Source organism: Streptomyces chumphonensis, assembly GCF_014779715.1.
Classification (GTDB): domain Bacteria; phylum Actinomycetota; class Actinomycetes; order Streptomycetales; family Streptomycetaceae; genus Streptomyces; species Streptomyces chumphonensis.
In genome coordinates, this window is the sequence record NZ_JACXYU010000005.1 from 228,375 (window position 1) to 241,046 (window position 12,672).

Annotated in this window: 24 protein-coding genes; all 24 read right to left on the bottom strand. The window is 67.5% G+C overall.

What is annotated here, in order from left to right:
* Positions 1-64 precede the first annotated feature (64 nt).
* Positions 65-526: a 50S ribosomal protein L15 gene (gene rplO / locus IF129_RS12860; RefSeq protein WP_191209729.1), complete on the bottom strand. Its 462-nt coding sequence runs from the start codon at positions 524-526 to the stop codon at positions 65-67.
* 1 nt (position 527) lies between these two features.
* A complete protein-coding gene (gene rpmD, locus IF129_RS12865) occupies positions 528-710 on the bottom strand; it encodes a 50S ribosomal protein L30 (RefSeq protein ID WP_191209730.1) in 183 nt (60 codons plus the stop codon).
* A complete protein-coding gene (rpsE, locus tag IF129_RS12870; protein WP_191209731.1) occupies positions 710-1,315 on the bottom strand; it encodes a 30S ribosomal protein S5 in 606 nt (201 codons plus the stop codon). The genes rpmD and rpsE overlap by 1 nt, the downstream gene beginning before the upstream one ends.
* A gap of 43 nt (positions 1,316-1,358) precedes the next feature.
* The gene (gene rplR / locus IF129_RS12875; protein WP_191209732.1) at positions 1,359-1,742 is read right to left on the bottom strand and encodes a 50S ribosomal protein L18; all 384 of its coding nucleotides are present in this window, start codon (positions 1,740-1,742) and stop codon (positions 1,359-1,361) included.
* Between the two features lie 3 nt (positions 1,743-1,745).
* On the bottom strand, positions 1,746-2,285 hold the full coding sequence (rplF, locus tag IF129_RS12880) for a 50S ribosomal protein L6 (RefSeq protein ID WP_191209733.1): 540 nt from the start codon (positions 2,283-2,285) through the stop codon (positions 1,746-1,748).
* 23 nt (positions 2,286-2,308) lie between these two features.
* Positions 2,309-2,707 carry a 30S ribosomal protein S8 gene (gene rpsH / locus IF129_RS12885; protein WP_191209734.1) on the bottom strand — a complete coding sequence of 133 codons (399 nt, stop codon included), beginning with the start codon at positions 2,705-2,707 and terminating at the stop codon, positions 2,309-2,311.
* A gap of 234 nt (positions 2,708-2,941) precedes the next feature.
* A complete protein-coding gene (locus IF129_RS12890; RefSeq protein WP_059127180.1) occupies positions 2,942-3,127 on the bottom strand; it encodes a type Z 30S ribosomal protein S14 in 186 nt (61 codons plus the stop codon).
* Position 3,128: 1 nt separating this feature from the next.
* Positions 3,129-3,689, bottom strand: coding sequence for a 50S ribosomal protein L5 (gene rplE, locus IF129_RS12895; RefSeq protein ID WP_191209735.1), 561 nt, complete (start codon positions 3,687-3,689; stop codon positions 3,129-3,131).
* Positions 3,689-4,012, bottom strand: a complete 324-nt coding sequence (gene rplX / locus IF129_RS12900; protein WP_191209736.1) for a 50S ribosomal protein L24 — start codon at positions 4,010-4,012, stop codon at positions 3,689-3,691. Before rplX ends, rplE begins: the two co-directional genes overlap by 1 nt.
* Positions 4,013-4,014: 2 nt before the next feature.
* A complete protein-coding gene (gene rplN / locus IF129_RS12905) occupies positions 4,015-4,383 on the bottom strand; it encodes a 50S ribosomal protein L14 (RefSeq protein ID WP_030174545.1) in 369 nt (122 codons plus the stop codon).
* Positions 4,384-4,480: 97 nt separating this feature from the next.
* Positions 4,481-4,765: a 30S ribosomal protein S17 gene (gene rpsQ, locus IF129_RS12910; protein ID WP_191209737.1), complete on the bottom strand. Its 285-nt coding sequence runs from the start codon at positions 4,763-4,765 to the stop codon at positions 4,481-4,483.
* Positions 4,765-4,989 carry a 50S ribosomal protein L29 gene (rpmC, locus tag IF129_RS12915; RefSeq protein WP_191209738.1) on the bottom strand — a complete coding sequence of 75 codons (225 nt, stop codon included), beginning with the start codon at positions 4,987-4,989 and terminating at the stop codon, positions 4,765-4,767. Before rpmC ends, rpsQ begins: the two co-directional genes overlap by 1 nt.
* A complete protein-coding gene (gene rplP, locus IF129_RS12920; RefSeq protein ID WP_191209739.1) occupies positions 4,989-5,408 on the bottom strand; it encodes a 50S ribosomal protein L16 in 420 nt (139 codons plus the stop codon). Before rplP ends, rpmC begins: the two co-directional genes overlap by 1 nt.
* A 5-nt stretch (positions 5,409-5,413) precedes the next feature.
* Positions 5,414-6,241 carry a 30S ribosomal protein S3 gene (rpsC, locus tag IF129_RS12925; protein ID WP_191209740.1) on the bottom strand — a complete coding sequence of 276 codons (828 nt, stop codon included), beginning with the start codon at positions 6,239-6,241 and terminating at the stop codon, positions 5,414-5,416.
* Entirely contained in the window at positions 6,241-6,588 is a 348-nt protein-coding gene (gene rplV / locus IF129_RS12930) for a 50S ribosomal protein L22 (protein WP_191209867.1), read from the bottom strand. The genes rpsC and rplV overlap by 1 nt, the downstream gene beginning before the upstream one ends.
* A gap of 43 nt (positions 6,589-6,631) precedes the next feature.
* Positions 6,632-6,913 carry a 30S ribosomal protein S19 gene (gene rpsS, locus IF129_RS12935; protein ID WP_059012867.1) on the bottom strand — a complete coding sequence of 94 codons (282 nt, stop codon included), beginning with the start codon at positions 6,911-6,913 and terminating at the stop codon, positions 6,632-6,634.
* Between the two features lie 12 nt (positions 6,914-6,925).
* Positions 6,926-7,762, bottom strand: coding sequence for a 50S ribosomal protein L2 (gene rplB, locus IF129_RS12940; protein WP_191209741.1), 837 nt, complete (start codon positions 7,760-7,762; stop codon positions 6,926-6,928).
* A 51-nt stretch (positions 7,763-7,813) separates the two neighbouring features.
* The gene (rplW, locus tag IF129_RS12945; RefSeq protein ID WP_191209742.1) at positions 7,814-8,155 is read right to left on the bottom strand and encodes a 50S ribosomal protein L23; all 342 of its coding nucleotides are present in this window, start codon (positions 8,153-8,155) and stop codon (positions 7,814-7,816) included.
* Positions 8,155-8,829: a 50S ribosomal protein L4 gene (rplD, locus tag IF129_RS12950; protein ID WP_191209743.1), complete on the bottom strand. Its 675-nt coding sequence runs from the start codon at positions 8,827-8,829 to the stop codon at positions 8,155-8,157. The genes rplW and rplD overlap by 1 nt, the downstream gene beginning before the upstream one ends.
* Before the next feature lie 4 nt (positions 8,830-8,833).
* The gene (gene rplC, locus IF129_RS12955; RefSeq protein WP_191209744.1) at positions 8,834-9,478 is read right to left on the bottom strand and encodes a 50S ribosomal protein L3; all 645 of its coding nucleotides are present in this window, start codon (positions 9,476-9,478) and stop codon (positions 8,834-8,836) included.
* Positions 9,479-9,492: 14 nt separating this feature from the next.
* Entirely contained in the window at positions 9,493-9,801 is a 309-nt protein-coding gene (rpsJ, locus tag IF129_RS12960; RefSeq protein ID WP_016473429.1) for a 30S ribosomal protein S10, read from the bottom strand.
* A 370-nt stretch (positions 9,802-10,171) separates the two neighbouring features.
* On the bottom strand, positions 10,172-11,494 hold the full coding sequence (locus tag IF129_RS12965; RefSeq protein ID WP_191209745.1) for a hypothetical protein: 1,323 nt from the start codon (positions 11,492-11,494) through the stop codon (positions 10,172-10,174).
* 2 nt (positions 11,495-11,496) lie between these two features.
* Positions 11,497-11,883 carry a hypothetical protein gene (locus tag IF129_RS12970; RefSeq protein ID WP_191209746.1) on the bottom strand — a complete coding sequence of 129 codons (387 nt, stop codon included), beginning with the start codon at positions 11,881-11,883 and terminating at the stop codon, positions 11,497-11,499.
* 329 nt (positions 11,884-12,212) lie between these two features.
* Positions 12,213-12,623 (bottom strand): DUF5959 family protein, encoded by a 411-nt coding sequence (locus tag IF129_RS12975; RefSeq protein WP_191209747.1) that lies wholly within the window; start codon positions 12,621-12,623, stop codon positions 12,213-12,215.
* Positions 12,624-12,672: the final 49 nt, after the last annotated feature.

Here is a 12,672-nt window from a genome sequence, read left to right on the forward strand (position 1 = left end):
CCAAACGACCAACCGGGGATGCCCGTTCCTTGGGCATCCCCGGTTGGTGTTGCTGTCATCGTGCTCAGACGAGCTCGGTGACGGAGCCGCCGGCGGCGGTGATCTTCTCCTTGGCGGAGCCGGAGACCTTGTCCACGGTCACCGTCAGCGCCACGGAGACCTCGCCGCTGCCGAGCACCTTGACGAGGTGGTTCCTGCGCACGGCACCCTTGGCGACCAGGTCGGCCACGGTGACGTCGCCACCCTCGGGGTAGAGGGCGGCGAGCTTGTCCAGGTTGACGACCTGGTACTCGGTGCGGAACGGGTTCTTGAAGCCCTTGAGCTTGGGCAGCCGCATGTGCAGCGGCATCTGCCCGCCCTCGAAGCGCTCCGGGACCTGGTAGCGGGCCTTGGTGCCCTTGGTGCCACGACCCGCCGTCTTGCCCTTCGACGCCTCACCACGACCGACGCGGGTCTTGGTGGTCTTGGCGCCCGGGGCGGGACGGAGGTTGTGGACCTTCAGCGGCTTCTCTTCCTGAGCAGCCATCTCAGTCGACCTCCTCGACCGTCACCAGGTGACGCACGGTGTGCACCATGCCGCGCACCTCGGGACGGTCAGCCTTGACGACCACGTCGTTGACACGCTTGAGACCGAGGGTCCGCAGCGTCTCACGGTGGTTCTGCTTCGTACCGATCACGGAACGGGTCTGAACGATCTTCAGCTGAGCCATTACGCGCTCACCCCGGCACGGGCCCGCAGCAGGGCGGCGGGCGCGACGTCCTCGAGCGGCAGGCCACGACGGGCGGCGATCTCCTCGGGGCGCTGCAGGCCCCGCAGAGCGGCCACCGTGGCGTGCACGATGTTGATCGGGTTGGACGAGCCGAGGGACTTGCTCAGCACGTCGTGGATGCCCGCGCACTCCAGCACGGCACGCACCGGGCCACCGGCGATCACACCGGTACCGGGGGAAGCCGGCTTGAGCAGCACGACACCGGCCGCCTCCTCACCCTGGATGGGGTGCGGAATGGTGCCCTGGATGCGGGGGACCTTGAAGAAGTGCTTCTTGGCCTCCTCAACGCCCTTGGCGATGGCGGCCGGCACCTCCTTGGCCTTGCCGTATCCGACGCCCACGGTGCCGTCACCGTCGCCCACCACGACCAGCGCGGTGAAGCTGAAGCGACGACCACCCTTCACAACCTTGGCGACGCGGTTGATCGCGACGACGCGCTCGACGTACGCGGTCTTGTCGGCAGCAGCGCCGCCGTCCCGCCGGTCCTTACGGTCCCGCCGCTCGCCGCCACCGGCGCCGCCACCGCGGCGCTGGGGTCCAGCCATTGGAATTACCTCTCTCGTTGATCCGCTGTGCGTAGGGACCGGCTCAGAACTTGAGCCCGGCCTCGCGGGCGGCGTCGGCCAGGGCGGCGATGCGCCCGGCGTACTTGTTGCCGCCGCGGTCGAACACGACGGCCTCCACGCCGGCGGCCTTCGCACGCTCGGCGACCAGTGCGCCGACCTGCTTGGCCTGGGCGCTCTTGTCACCCTCGGCGCCACGGACGGAGCTGTCCATCGAGGACGCCGAGGCCAGCGTGTGGCCCTGGATGTCGTCGATGACCTGCGCCACCATGTGGCGGTTGGACCGCGTCACCACGAGACGCGGACGCTCGGCGGTGCCGGAGACCTTCTTCCGGACGCGGATGTGACGCCGCTTGATGGCGGCGCGCTTGTAGGCGTCGCCCTTGGCGATCTTCACGCCGAATGCCATGGCTTACTTACCAGCCTTTCCGACCTTGCGGCGGATGACTTCGCCCTCGTACTTGACGCCCTTGGCCTTGTACGGGTCGGGCTTGCGCAGCTTGCGGATGTTGGCCGCGACCTCGCCCACCTTCTGCTTGTCGATGCCCTCGACCGAGAAGCGGGTCGGGGTCTCGACCTTGAAGGTGATGCCCTCGGGCGCCTCGACCAGCACCGGGTGGCTGAAGCCGAGGGAGAACTCCAGGTTGGAGCCCTTCGCCTGGACGCGGTAACCGACACCGCTGATTTCGAGCTTCTTGACGTAGCCCTCGGTCACGCCAGTGATCATGTTCGCCACCAGCGTGCGGGACAGGCCGTGCAGGGCCTTGTTCCGGCTCTCGTCGTTCGGGCGGGTGACGACTACGGCGCCGTCCTCACCCTTGGCGACCTCGATGGGGGCGGCGACGGTGTGCGCGAGGGAGCCCTTGGGACCCTTCACGCTGACCGCGCGGCCATCGATGGTGACGTCCACACCGGCGGGAACCGTGATGGGGAGCTTGCCGATTCGCGACATGGCTTTTCCTCCGTTCCCTTCCGTTACCAGACGTAGGCGAGGACTTCTCCGCCCACGCCCTTCTTGCCGGCCTGCTTGTCGGTGAGGAGCCCGTGCGACGTGGAGATGATCGCCACGCCCAGGCCGCCGAGCACCTTCGGCAGGTTGGTGGACTTTGCGTAGACCCGAAGGCCCGGCTTCGAGATCCGCTTGATGCCGGCGATCGAGCGCTCGCGGTTGGGGCCGAACTTCAGCTCCAGGACGAGGCTCTTGCCCACGGGGGCGTCCTCGACCTTCCAGCCGGTGATGTAGCCCTCCTGCTGGAGGATCTCCGCGATGTGCGACTTGATCTTGCTGTGCGGCATCTCGACGGTGTCGTGGTACGCCGAGTTCGCGTTCCGCAGACGTGTGAGCATGTCTGCGATCGGATCGGTCATGGTCATGTGATGGCCTTCGGCCTCTCTCGCCGGGGTTTCCTGTCTGCTCCATCCCTCTCCCCGCTCGGTGGCGGGACGGGTGCGGTGCGGGGACCTACGGCGTAGTAAGCGTCTTTAGCGGGCTTCGCCCGCGGGCGGTCCTGGGCGGCGGACGCCCAACCCCACAAGCCTACGGCATGGGGGGCGGGCCTCCGCCGTCCAGTTGCTTACCGAGAGTCCTGGTGGTCCGCGGGTGCGGGACTACCAGGAGCTCTTGGTCACGCCCGGCAGCTCGCCGCGGTGCGCCATCTCGCGAAGGCACACACGGCACAGGCCGAACTTGCGGTAGACGGAGTGCGGACGGCCGCAGCGCTGGCAGCGGGTGTACGAACGCACACCGAACTTCGGCTTGCGGGCGGCCTTGGCGATCAGAGCCTTCTTCGCCATGTCAGTTCTCCTTGAACGGGAAGCCGAGGTGACGCAGCAGGGCGCGGCCCTCTTCGTCGTTGGTCGCCGTGGTGACCACGGTGATGTCCATGCCCCGGACCCGGTCGATCTTGTCCTGGTCGATCTCGTGGAACATGACCTGCTCCGTGAGACCGAAGGTGTAGTTCCCGCGTCCGTCGAACTGCTTCGGGGACAGGCCGCGGAAGTCGCGGATGCGCGGCAGCGCGAGCGACAGCAGGCGGTCCAGGAACTCCCACATCCGGTCGCCACGCATGGTCACGTGGGCACCGATCGGCTGGCCCTCGCGCAGCTTGAACTGCGCGATGGACTTACGGGCCTTGGTCACGGCCGGCTTCTGGCCGGTGATCGTGGCGAGGTCGCGGATGGCGCCCTCGATCAGCTTGGAGTCGCGGGCGGCGTCGCCCACACCCATGTTGACCACGATCTTGGTGAGGCCGGGGATCTGCATGACGTTCTCGTACTGGAACTCGTCACGCAGCTTGCCCGCGATCTCCTCGCGGTAGCGCTGCTTGAGGCGCGGTGCGTTGGTGGTGGCAGTCATCAGATGTCCTCACCGGTCCGCTTGGCAACGCGGATCTTGTTGCCGTCCTCGTCGAAGCGGTATCCGACGCGCGTCACGACCTTCTCGCCGTCCTTCTCCACGACGAGCTGAACGTTGCTCACGTGGACGGGGGCCTCGGTCGTCACGATGCCGCCGGTCTTCGAACCGCGAGCGGTCTGGCCGGCCTTCGTGTGCTTCTTGACCCGGTTGACACCCTCGACCAGGACGCGGTCCTCGCGGGGGTAGGCCTGGATGACCTTGCCCTGCTTGCCCTTGTCCTTGCCGGTGATGACCTGAACCAGGTCGCCCTTCTTGATCTTCATGCTCACAGCACCTCCGGCGCGAGCGAGATGATCTTCATGAACTTCTTCTCGCGCAGTTCACGGCCCACCGGGCCGAAGATTCGGGTGCCGCGGGGGTCACCGTCACCCTTGAGGATGACAGCGGCGTTCTCGTCGAAGCGGATGTACGAGCCGTCGGGACGACGGCGCTCCTTGACGGTGCGCACGATGACGGCCTTGACGACGTCACCCTTCTTCACGTTGCCACCGGGGATCGCGTCCTTGACGGTGGCGACGATGACGTCCCCGATACCCGCGTAGCGGCGACCCGAGCCACCGAGCACACGGATGCAAAGGATCTCCTTCGCACCAGTGTTGTCGGCGACACGCAGTCGCGACTCCTGCTGGATCACGTCTATCTCCTGATCGTCTGCCGGTTCCCGGTGGGGAGTTCACGCGAACTCCCCACCGAGCCTGGCGGAACTTTCCGGAAGGCGAATGCCTTACGGGTTACTTGGCCTTCTCGAGGATCTCGACGACGCGCCAGCGCTTCGTCGCGGACAGCGGCCGGGTCTCCATGAGGAGGACGCGGTCGCCGACACCCGCGGCGTTCTGCTCGTCGTGCGCCTTGAGCTTGTTCGTACGGCGGATGACCTTGCCGTACAGCGCGTGCTTGACGCGGTCCTCGACGGCGACGACGACGGTCTTGTCCATCTTGTCGCTGACGACCAGACCCTCACGGGTCTTGCGGAAGCCGCGCTGCTCGTTCTTCTCAGTCACATTCGTCTCGCTCATCAGGCGCTCTCCACCGTCTCGATGCCGAGCTCGCGCTCGCGCATCAGGGTGTAGATCCGGGCGATGTCCTTGCGGACGGCCTTCAGCCGGCTGTTGTTCTCCAGCTGACCGGTCGCCGCCTGGAAGCGGAGCTTGAACAGCTCCTCCTTGGCCTCGCGCAGCTTCCCAACGAGTTCCTCGTTGTTCAGCTCACGCAGCTCGCTGGCCTTGGTACCGGCCGACATCACGCGTCACCTGCCTCGCGCCGCACGATCCGGCACTTCATCGGAAGCTTGTGAGCAGCGCGAGTGAGCGCCTCACGAGCAATCTTCTCGTTCGGGTAGGACAGCTCGAACATCACCCGACCGGGCTTGACGTTCGCGATCCACCACTCCGGCGAACCCTTACCGGAACCCATGCGGGTCTCGGCGGGCTTCTTGGTGAGCGGACGGTCCGGGTAGATGTTGATCCAGACCTTGCCGCCACGCTTGATGTGACGCGTCATGGCGATACGAGCTGCCTCGATCTGCCGGTTCGTCACGTACGCGGCGGTGACCGCCTGGATGCCGAACTCGCCGAAGGCGACCTCGGTGCCACCCTTGGCCATACCCGAGCGCTTGGGGTGGTGCTGCTTGCGGTGCTTGACCCTGCGCGGGATCAGCATGGCGGTCAGGCCTCCTGTCCGGTGCTCTCAGCCGGAGCGGCGGCGGCGGGCGCCTCGGCCTTGGGGGCCTCGGCGGCAGCCTGCTGCTGCTGCGGCTTGCGGCCACGACGCTCGCCGCCACCGCCACCCCGACGCGGACGGTCACTGCCGCCGCGGGAGGGACGGTTACCGGCGCGCGCGGCGGCGTTCTCGGCACGGACCTCGGCGATGTTCTTCACGTCGCCCTTGTAGATCCACACCTTGACGCCGATGCGGCCGAAGGTGGTCTTGGCCTCGAAGAAGCCGTAGTCGACATTCGCGCGGAGCGTGTGCAGGGGCACCCGGCCCTCGCGGTAGAACTCCGAGCGGGACATCTCGGCGCCGCCGAGACGACCGCCGCACTGGATCTTGATGCCCTTGGCGCCGGCCTTCATCGTCGACTGCATGCTCTTGCGCATGGCGCGACGGAAGGAGACGCGGGAGGACAGCTGCTCGGCGACGGCCTGGGCCACCAGCTGAGCGTCCAGCTCCGGGTTCTTCACCTCAAGGATGTTGAACTGGATCTGCTTGCCGGTCAGCTTCTCGAGCCGGCCGCGGATCCGCTCCGCCTCGGCGCCGCGGCGGCCGATGACGATGCCCGGACGGGCGGTGTGCACGTCCACGCGCACCCGGTCGCGGGTGCGCTCGATCTCCACCTTGGAGATGCCGGCCCGCTCCATGCCCTGCGTGAGCAGGCGGCGGATCTCGACGTCTTCCTTGATGTAGTCCTTGTACAGCTTGTCGGCGTACCACCGGGACTTGAAGTCCGTGGTGATGCCGAGCCGGAACCCGTGCGGGTTAACCTTCTGGCCCATTACCGGGTTCCTTCCTTGCTGCCGACGACCACCGTGATGTGGCTGGTCCGCTTGCGAATCCGGTACGCGCGGCCCTGGGCGCGCGGACGGAAACGCTTCAGGGTCGGGCCCTCGTCGACGTAAGCCTCCTTCACGAACAGGGTGCTCACGTCGGTGTGGTCGTAGTTGTGCGCGGCGTTGGCAATGGCGCTGTCGAGCACCTTGCCCACCGGCACACTCGCGGCCTGCGGGGCGAAACGCAGGACCGCCTGGGCCTCCGTGGCGTTCATGCCACGGACGAGGTCCACCACCCGGCGGGCCTTCATGGGCGTGACGCGCACATAGCGCGCCTGGGCCCTGGCTTCCATGGTTGTCCCTTCGGTGTCAGTCATAGTCGTTGCACCCAGCCGATCAGCGACGACGCGACTTGCGATCGTCCTTCACGTGGCCGCGGAAGGTGCGGGTCGGCGCGAACTCGCCGAGCTTGTGGCCGACCATCGACTCGGTGACGAACACCGGGACGTGCTTGCGGCCGTCGTGCACCGCGATCGTGTGGCCCAGCATGGCCGGGACGATCATGGAGCGGCGGGACCAGGTCTTGATGACGTTCTTGGTGCCGGCTTCGTTCTGCGTGTCCACCTTCTTGATCAGGTGGTCGTCGACGAAGGGCCCCTTCTTGAGACTGCGCGGCATCTAAACCCGCTCCTAGCGCTTCTTGTTCGTCTTGCGGCGGCGGACGATGTACTTGTTGCTGGCCTTCTTCGGCGAGCGAGTACGTCCTTCCTTCTGACCCCAGGGCGACACCGGGTGGCGTCCACCCGAGGTCCGGCCCTCACCACCACCGTGCGGGTGGTCGATCGGGTTCATCACGACGCCGCGGACGGTCGGGCGAACGCCCAGCCAGCGCTTGCGGCCCGCCTTGCCCCAGTTGATGTTCGACTGCTCGGCGTTGCCGACCTCGCCGACGGTGGCGCGGCAGCGGACGTCGACCAGCCGGATCTCGCCGGACGGCATGCGCAGGTGGGCCATGGAGCCCTCACGCGCGAGCAGCTGCACGGCGGCACCCGCGGAACGGGCGAACTTCGCGCCGCCGCCGGGCCGCAGCTCGATGGCGTGGATGGTCGTACCGACCGGGATGTTGCGCAGCGGCAGGTTGTTGCCCGGCTTGATGTCGGCCCCGGGACCGTTCTCCACGCGGTCGCCCTGCTGGATGCCGCGCGGCGCGAGGATGTAGCGCTTCTCGCCGTCGGCGTAGTGCAGCAGCGCGATGCGCGCGGTGCGGTTCGGGTCGTACTCGATGTGCGCGACCTTGGCCGGCACGCCGTCCTTGTCGTGACGACGGAAGTCGATCACGCGGTAGGCGCGCTTGTGGCCACCGCCCTGGTGGCGAACGGTCACACGACCGGCGTTGTTACGGCCGCCCTTGCTGTGCAGCGGGCGGACCAGCGACTTCTCCGGCGTGGACCGCGTGATCTCGACGAAGTCGGCGACGCTGGCGCCACGACGGCCAGGAGTCGTCGGCTTGTACTTGCGGATACCCATTTCTCAGTCCTCGTCCAAAATCGGACAGCTATTGGACAGTCCACGTCTCCGTTAGGAGACCGGCCCGCCGAAGATGTCGATACGGTCGCCCTCGGCGAGGGTCACGATGGCGCGCTTGGTGTCGGCGCGCTTGCCGTAACCGGTGCGGGTGCGCTTGCGCTTGCCCTGCCGGTTGATCGTGTTCACACCGGTGACCTTGACCGAGAAGACCGCCTCGACGGCCTGCTTGATCTGGGTCTTGTTGGCCCGCGGGTCGACGATGAACGTGTACTTGTTCTCGTCGAGCAGCGCGTAGCTCTTCTCCGAGACCACGGGCTTCAGCAGGATGTCACGGGGGTCCGTGAACGTGCTGCTCGTGATCGCGGTGGCCGCGGTGGCGGTTGCCTCGCTCATCAGGCGTCGCTCCCTTCGAGCTCAACCTCACTCGCGACGGCCTTGCCGGCCTTGGCGGGCCCGGCGACGAAGGAGTCGTAGGCAGCCTTGGTGAAGACCACGTCGTCGGAGACGAGCACGTCGTACGTGTTCAGCTGGCCCGGCTCCAGGATGTGCACCTGGGGCAGGTTGCGGGCGGACAGCCACGCGGCCTCGTCGGCCCGCTCGGCGACCAGCAGCACGCTCTTGCGCTCGCTGATCTTGCCGAAGAGGGTCTTGGCGGCCTTGGTGGAGACCTCGCCCTCGACCACGCCGGAGACGACGTGGACGCGGTTGTGGCGGGCCCGGTCGGAGAGGGCGCCACGCAGGGCGGCGGCCTTCATCTTCTTCGGGGTCCGCTGCGAGTAGTCACGCGGCACGGGACCGTGCACGACGCCACCACCGGCGAACTGCGGGGCGCGGGTCGAACCCTGACGCGCGCGGCCGGTGCCCTTCTGGCGGTACGGCTTCTTGCCACCGCCGCGGACCTCGCCACGGGTCTTGGTCTTGTGCGTGCCCTGGCGGGCAGCGGCCAGCTGGGCGACGACGACCTGGTGGATCAGCGGGATGCTGACCTTCGCGTCGAAGATCTCCGCGGGGAGCTCGACGGTCCCGGCCTTGTCGCCTGCCGGCGAAAGGATGTCAATGGTGCTCATTACCTCAGGCCCCCTTGGCCGCAGTACGGACCAGGACGAGGCCGCCGTTCGGACCGGGGACGGCGCCCTTGATGAGCAGCAGTCCCTTCTCCGCGTCAACGGCGTGGACGGTCAGGTTCTGGGTGGTGACCCGCTCGTTGCCCATGCGGCCCGCCATCTTCATTCCCTTGAAGACGCGGCCGGGGGTGGCGCAGCCACCGATGGAGCCCGGCTTGCGGTGCACGCGGTGCGCACCGTGCGAAGCCTTGCCGCCGTGGAAGCCGTGGCGCTTCATGACACCGGCGGTGCCCTTGCCCTTGGACTTGCCGGTCACGTCCACCTTGATGCCGGACTCGAACACCTCGGCGGTGATCTCCTGGCCCAGGGTGTACTCGGACGCGTCCTCGGTGCGGAGCTCGACCAGGTGGCGCCGGGGCGTCACGTCGGCCTTGGCGAAGTGACCCTTGAGGGGCTTGTTCACCTTGCGCGGGTCGATCTCGCCGAAGGCGATCTGGACGGCGCCGTAGCCGTCACGGTCTGCGGAGCGCACCTGGGTCACGACGCAGGGGCCGGCCTTGACCACGGTCACCGGGACGACACGGTTGTTCTCGTCCCAGACCTGGGTCATGCCGAGCTTCTCGCCCAGGAGGCCCTTGATCTGCTTAGCCATCTTCAGCGCACCCCTCAGAGCTTGATCTCGATGTCAACGCCGGCCGGGAGGTCCAGGCGCATCAGCGAGTCAACGGTCTTGGGCGTCGGGTCGAGGATGTCGATCAGACGCTTGTGGGTACGCATCTCGAAGTGCTCGCGCGAGTCCTTGTACTTGTGCGGCGACTTGATGACGCAGTACACGTTCTTCTCAGTGGGCAGCGGCACCGGGCCCGCGACCGACGCACCAGTGCGGGTCACCGTCTCGACGATCTTCTTCGCCGAGTTGTCGATGACCTCGTGGTCGTAGGCCTTGAGCCGGATGCGGATCTTCTGTCCCGCCATGGCTACTTCGTAGTCCTGTCTCTCGTAAACGCTCTGGACCCGGTGGCTCCACCCTCACGTCCGACCCACGCGGTCGGGCGTGTCGCATCCCCTCTCGTACTTCTCCGCAGGAGCAGCCCTGCGAGGGGAGGAACCGGGGGGAAGAAACCCACCGGGTGCCTGGTTAAAAGCCCCTCCTGCGCTTCCCGGAAGATTCCCGTACTTCCGCCCCTGACGAGGGGCGACGAATACCTGGGACTCGCTTCCGGTCCTCCCGGCGGGAGGCGCACAGCATCGGCACTCAACCGAGCAACCGGAACAGTGTGCCATACGGGACAGAGCCGTCGCCAATCGGGCCGGGCCCGCCCCGGGCGCTGTGCGCCGGGCCCACTCAGCCCTCGGCGGCGCCCTGGACGGCGGACAGCAGCGCGTGGATCCGCTGCGCGTAGGCCCGGCCCCAGAAGCCGTACTCGACCAGGTCGTCCGCACCGAGCCGGAGGTTCACCAGCCAGCCGGTCACGAAGCGACCGTGGCCCGCGTGCTGCTCCTCGGAGGTGAGCGTCACCCGCAGCCGCCCCAGCTCGCCGTACGGGCAGCGTAGCCGTCCGTACTTCGTGACGGCGTACAGGGCCCGGTCGGTGAAGACCAGCATCCGGTACCCGTAGCTGCCCGGAAGCCGCCCCGGCGGGACGGCGACCGCCCCCACGGCCTCGCCCGCCCGGACCCGACCCTGCCGCGCGGCCTTCTCCACCAGCCGCCCGGAGAGCGCGACCCCCTTCCGCACCAGACGGTCCGGCTGGACCGCCAGCACGTCGAAGATCCGCTCGGCGACGGCCCGGTCCGTACGGGTGGGCCCGATGTTTGGAGCCGGCTGACGCCTCCCCGGCCCGGCGACCCCGGAGGCCGCCCCCGCCGGGTTGGGGAACAGAGGCACACGGGCCAGATCACCGGCCTTCTGCGTGGGGGCGTGCACCTCCGGCACGGGCGCCCCCTTCTCGCGCTGGAGCACCCCCACGACCCGGCACACGTCGACCAGCGACAGCGCCCCGGCCACGTCCGCCTCCCCGGCGGTCAGGACGTCGACGAGGCTGCGCCCGAACGTCGTCCAGGACAGCGTCCCGTCCATCTCCGCCCAGGTGTCCCGGTCGGCGGCGCACAGCACGGCGACGCTGCCTGGCCCGGAGCGGGGCTCCTCCTCGACGACCGTCCGCACCCGCCGCCCCACGACCTCGTCGAGCGGCCCCTGCATGTGCGGCACCGCGGCCGCCGCGAAGCAGGAGTCGAGGATCAGGACACGGTCGCTGTCGGGCGCCACCGCCCGCAACAGGCGGCCCAGCGAGCTCGCGCGCAGGCTGGTCTCCTCCGTCAGCGGCGGACGGGTGTCGTGCAGCGCGAGGCAGTACTCCTGCGACGACGGCGGGAAGAACCCGTGACCGGTGTAGAGGAACAGCACGGTCCACCCGGCGCCCCTGGGGCTCTGCCCGCCGAACGCCTTGACCAGGAAGTCCTGGATCACGTCGAGGTGATGCTGCGCGCCCGCCTCCCCGAACAGCCACAGCAGGTGTTCGGTCGGGAGCCGAAGGTGCTCGCCGGTCAGGTAGGCCCGCACGGCGTCGGCCGTGGTGCGGAACGCGGCGGCGTCCTCGAACTGCTCCATGCTCGGCCAGGAGTCGGCACCGCAGACGATCGCCAGCGTGCGGCCGGGGTCGAGCACCCCTACTCCCCCGCCTCCCCGACGGCCCCGGCATCCTCGTCCTGCGCGGTGTCCTCAAGGAACCACTCGATGACCTTCATCGTGCGCGCCGAGGGCCGCCCCTCCAACGTCAGCTCCGTGGTCACCTCCCCGGACCCCGCCCGCCGTCGCACGAGGTGCAACTGAGCGACGCTGCGCTTCGCCATCCACCGCGCGACCCCCCGGGCGAGGATCGGCCCGACCCCGAGACTCAACGCACCGGCGAGGGCGACGAGCGCCCCCGCGTCCTGCCGCTTGGCGTCGGCCCGCTGCTGGCGGGCAGCGGCCTGCGGCACCTCGGCGTGCAGGAACTCCGCCAGATCCGCCGCCAACACACCGGCCTCCCGGGCACCGACCCCGGGGAAACTCACGACCACACGGTCCCGACCACCCTGCTCCGCCACACCGACCCCCTCAGCCGAAACCACCCGCACACCCCATACCCCCACCCACGTCCAGCCAAGCCCCAGGCCGACCACACAGCCTGCCGTGCTCTGAGCTACGCCATGCACGGCAGAGAAGCGCCAGTCTGCCAAGTCACCTATCGCGCTACTCACGAAGAGGACATCTTGAACATGAGGGTCGGAAACACCTCCAAATTCTGACCCACTTCTACCTCCGAGCCCGTTTCCACTGAGACCACTTGCCCACCTGAGTCAAGAATCGCCAACCGTTTCGATTAAGACTCACGGGCACGACTTCAAATGAGAGGGAATTCTCTTTCAATTGCATCCAGTTTGGACCGATGGCGAGAAATCCAGTTCGCATCAATCGAAACAGGCACAGTTACTTCAATCTGAGACACAGGGGCATCGTAGACTGAGATTTCCGCACACCCACTGTCACCCTCTGGATTGACTATAAGCCGTGGCGATCGCCCGCTCTCCAACCAAGTAACGCTTCGCCCGGACGAAAGCGACACTAGCAGCGCCCGCCAAACCTCCAGGTCGTAACCTGAGATGGACAGATCCAAGCGCCCCTGCGCGAAGTGACTGGAAACAATAATCTCCGCCTCAAGGAAATCATACTCGGGCTGTTCCCCAAATTTGCCACCACGTAGAATTCGGACCACTACACCTTGTTCTTCATCCGAAAGATTTATGAGCTCCATGAAATCCTCTCCTGATTCTAAACATCCAGCCTCATTGATCACTGCATAC

Excerpts from the sequence above, each read along its gene's own strand:
- rplO (WP_191209729.1), bottom strand. The coding sequence starts at position 526 with ATGGCTGCTCAGGAAGAGAAGCCGCTGAAGGTCCACAACCTCCGTCCC.
- rpmD (WP_191209730.1), bottom strand. The coding sequence starts at position 710 with ATGGCTCAGCTGAAGATCGTTCAGACCCGTTCCGTGATCGGTACGAAG.
- rpsE (WP_191209731.1), bottom strand. The coding sequence starts at position 1,315 with ATGGCTGGACCCCAGCGCCGCGGTGGCGGCGCCGGTGGCGGCGAGCGG.
- rplR (WP_191209732.1), bottom strand. The coding sequence starts at position 1,742 with ATGGCATTCGGCGTGAAGATCGCCAAGGGCGACGCCTACAAGCGCGCC.
- rplF (WP_191209733.1), bottom strand. The coding sequence starts at position 2,285 with ATGTCGCGAATCGGCAAGCTCCCCATCACGGTTCCCGCCGGTGTGGAC.
- rpsH (WP_191209734.1), bottom strand. The coding sequence starts at position 2,707 with ATGACCATGACCGATCCGATCGCAGACATGCTCACACGTCTGCGGAAC.
- IF129_RS12890 (WP_059127180.1), bottom strand. The coding sequence starts at position 3,127 with ATGGCGAAGAAGGCTCTGATCGCCAAGGCCGCCCGCAAGCCGAAGTTC.
- rplE (WP_191209735.1), bottom strand. The coding sequence starts at position 3,689 with ATGACTGCCACCACCAACGCACCGCGCCTCAAGCAGCGCTACCGCGAG.
- rplX (WP_191209736.1), bottom strand. The coding sequence starts at position 4,012 with ATGAAGATCAAGAAGGGCGACCTGGTTCAGGTCATCACCGGCAAGGAC.
- rpsQ (WP_191209737.1), bottom strand. The coding sequence starts at position 4,765 with ATGAGCGAGACGAATGTGACTGAGAAGAACGAGCAGCGCGGCTTCCGC.
- rpmC (WP_191209738.1), bottom strand. The coding sequence starts at position 4,989 with ATGTCGGCCGGTACCAAGGCCAGCGAGCTGCGTGAGCTGAACAACGAG.
- rplP (WP_191209739.1), bottom strand. The coding sequence starts at position 5,408 with ATGCTGATCCCGCGCAGGGTCAAGCACCGCAAGCAGCACCACCCCAAG.
- rpsC (WP_191209740.1), bottom strand. The coding sequence starts at position 6,241 with ATGGGCCAGAAGGTTAACCCGCACGGGTTCCGGCTCGGCATCACCACG.
- rplV (WP_191209867.1), bottom strand. The coding sequence starts at position 6,588 with ATGGAAGCCAGGGCCCAGGCGCGCTATGTGCGCGTCACGCCCATGAAG.
- rpsS (WP_059012867.1), bottom strand. The coding sequence starts at position 6,913 with ATGCCGCGCAGTCTCAAGAAGGGGCCCTTCGTCGACGACCACCTGATC.
- rplB (WP_191209741.1), bottom strand. The coding sequence starts at position 7,762 with ATGGGTATCCGCAAGTACAAGCCGACGACTCCTGGCCGTCGTGGCGCC.
- rplW (WP_191209742.1), bottom strand. The coding sequence starts at position 8,155 with ATGAGCGAGGCAACCGCCACCGCGGCCACCGCGATCACGAGCAGCACG.
- rplD (WP_191209743.1), bottom strand. The coding sequence starts at position 8,829 with ATGAGCACCATTGACATCCTTTCGCCGGCAGGCGACAAGGCCGGGACC.
- rplC (WP_191209744.1), bottom strand. The coding sequence starts at position 9,478 with ATGGCTAAGCAGATCAAGGGCCTCCTGGGCGAGAAGCTCGGCATGACC.
- rpsJ (WP_016473429.1), bottom strand. The coding sequence starts at position 9,801 with ATGGCGGGACAGAAGATCCGCATCCGGCTCAAGGCCTACGACCACGAG.
- IF129_RS12975 (WP_191209747.1), bottom strand. The coding sequence starts at position 12,623 with ATGGAGCTCATAAATCTTTCGGATGAAGAACAAGGTGTAGTGGTCCGA.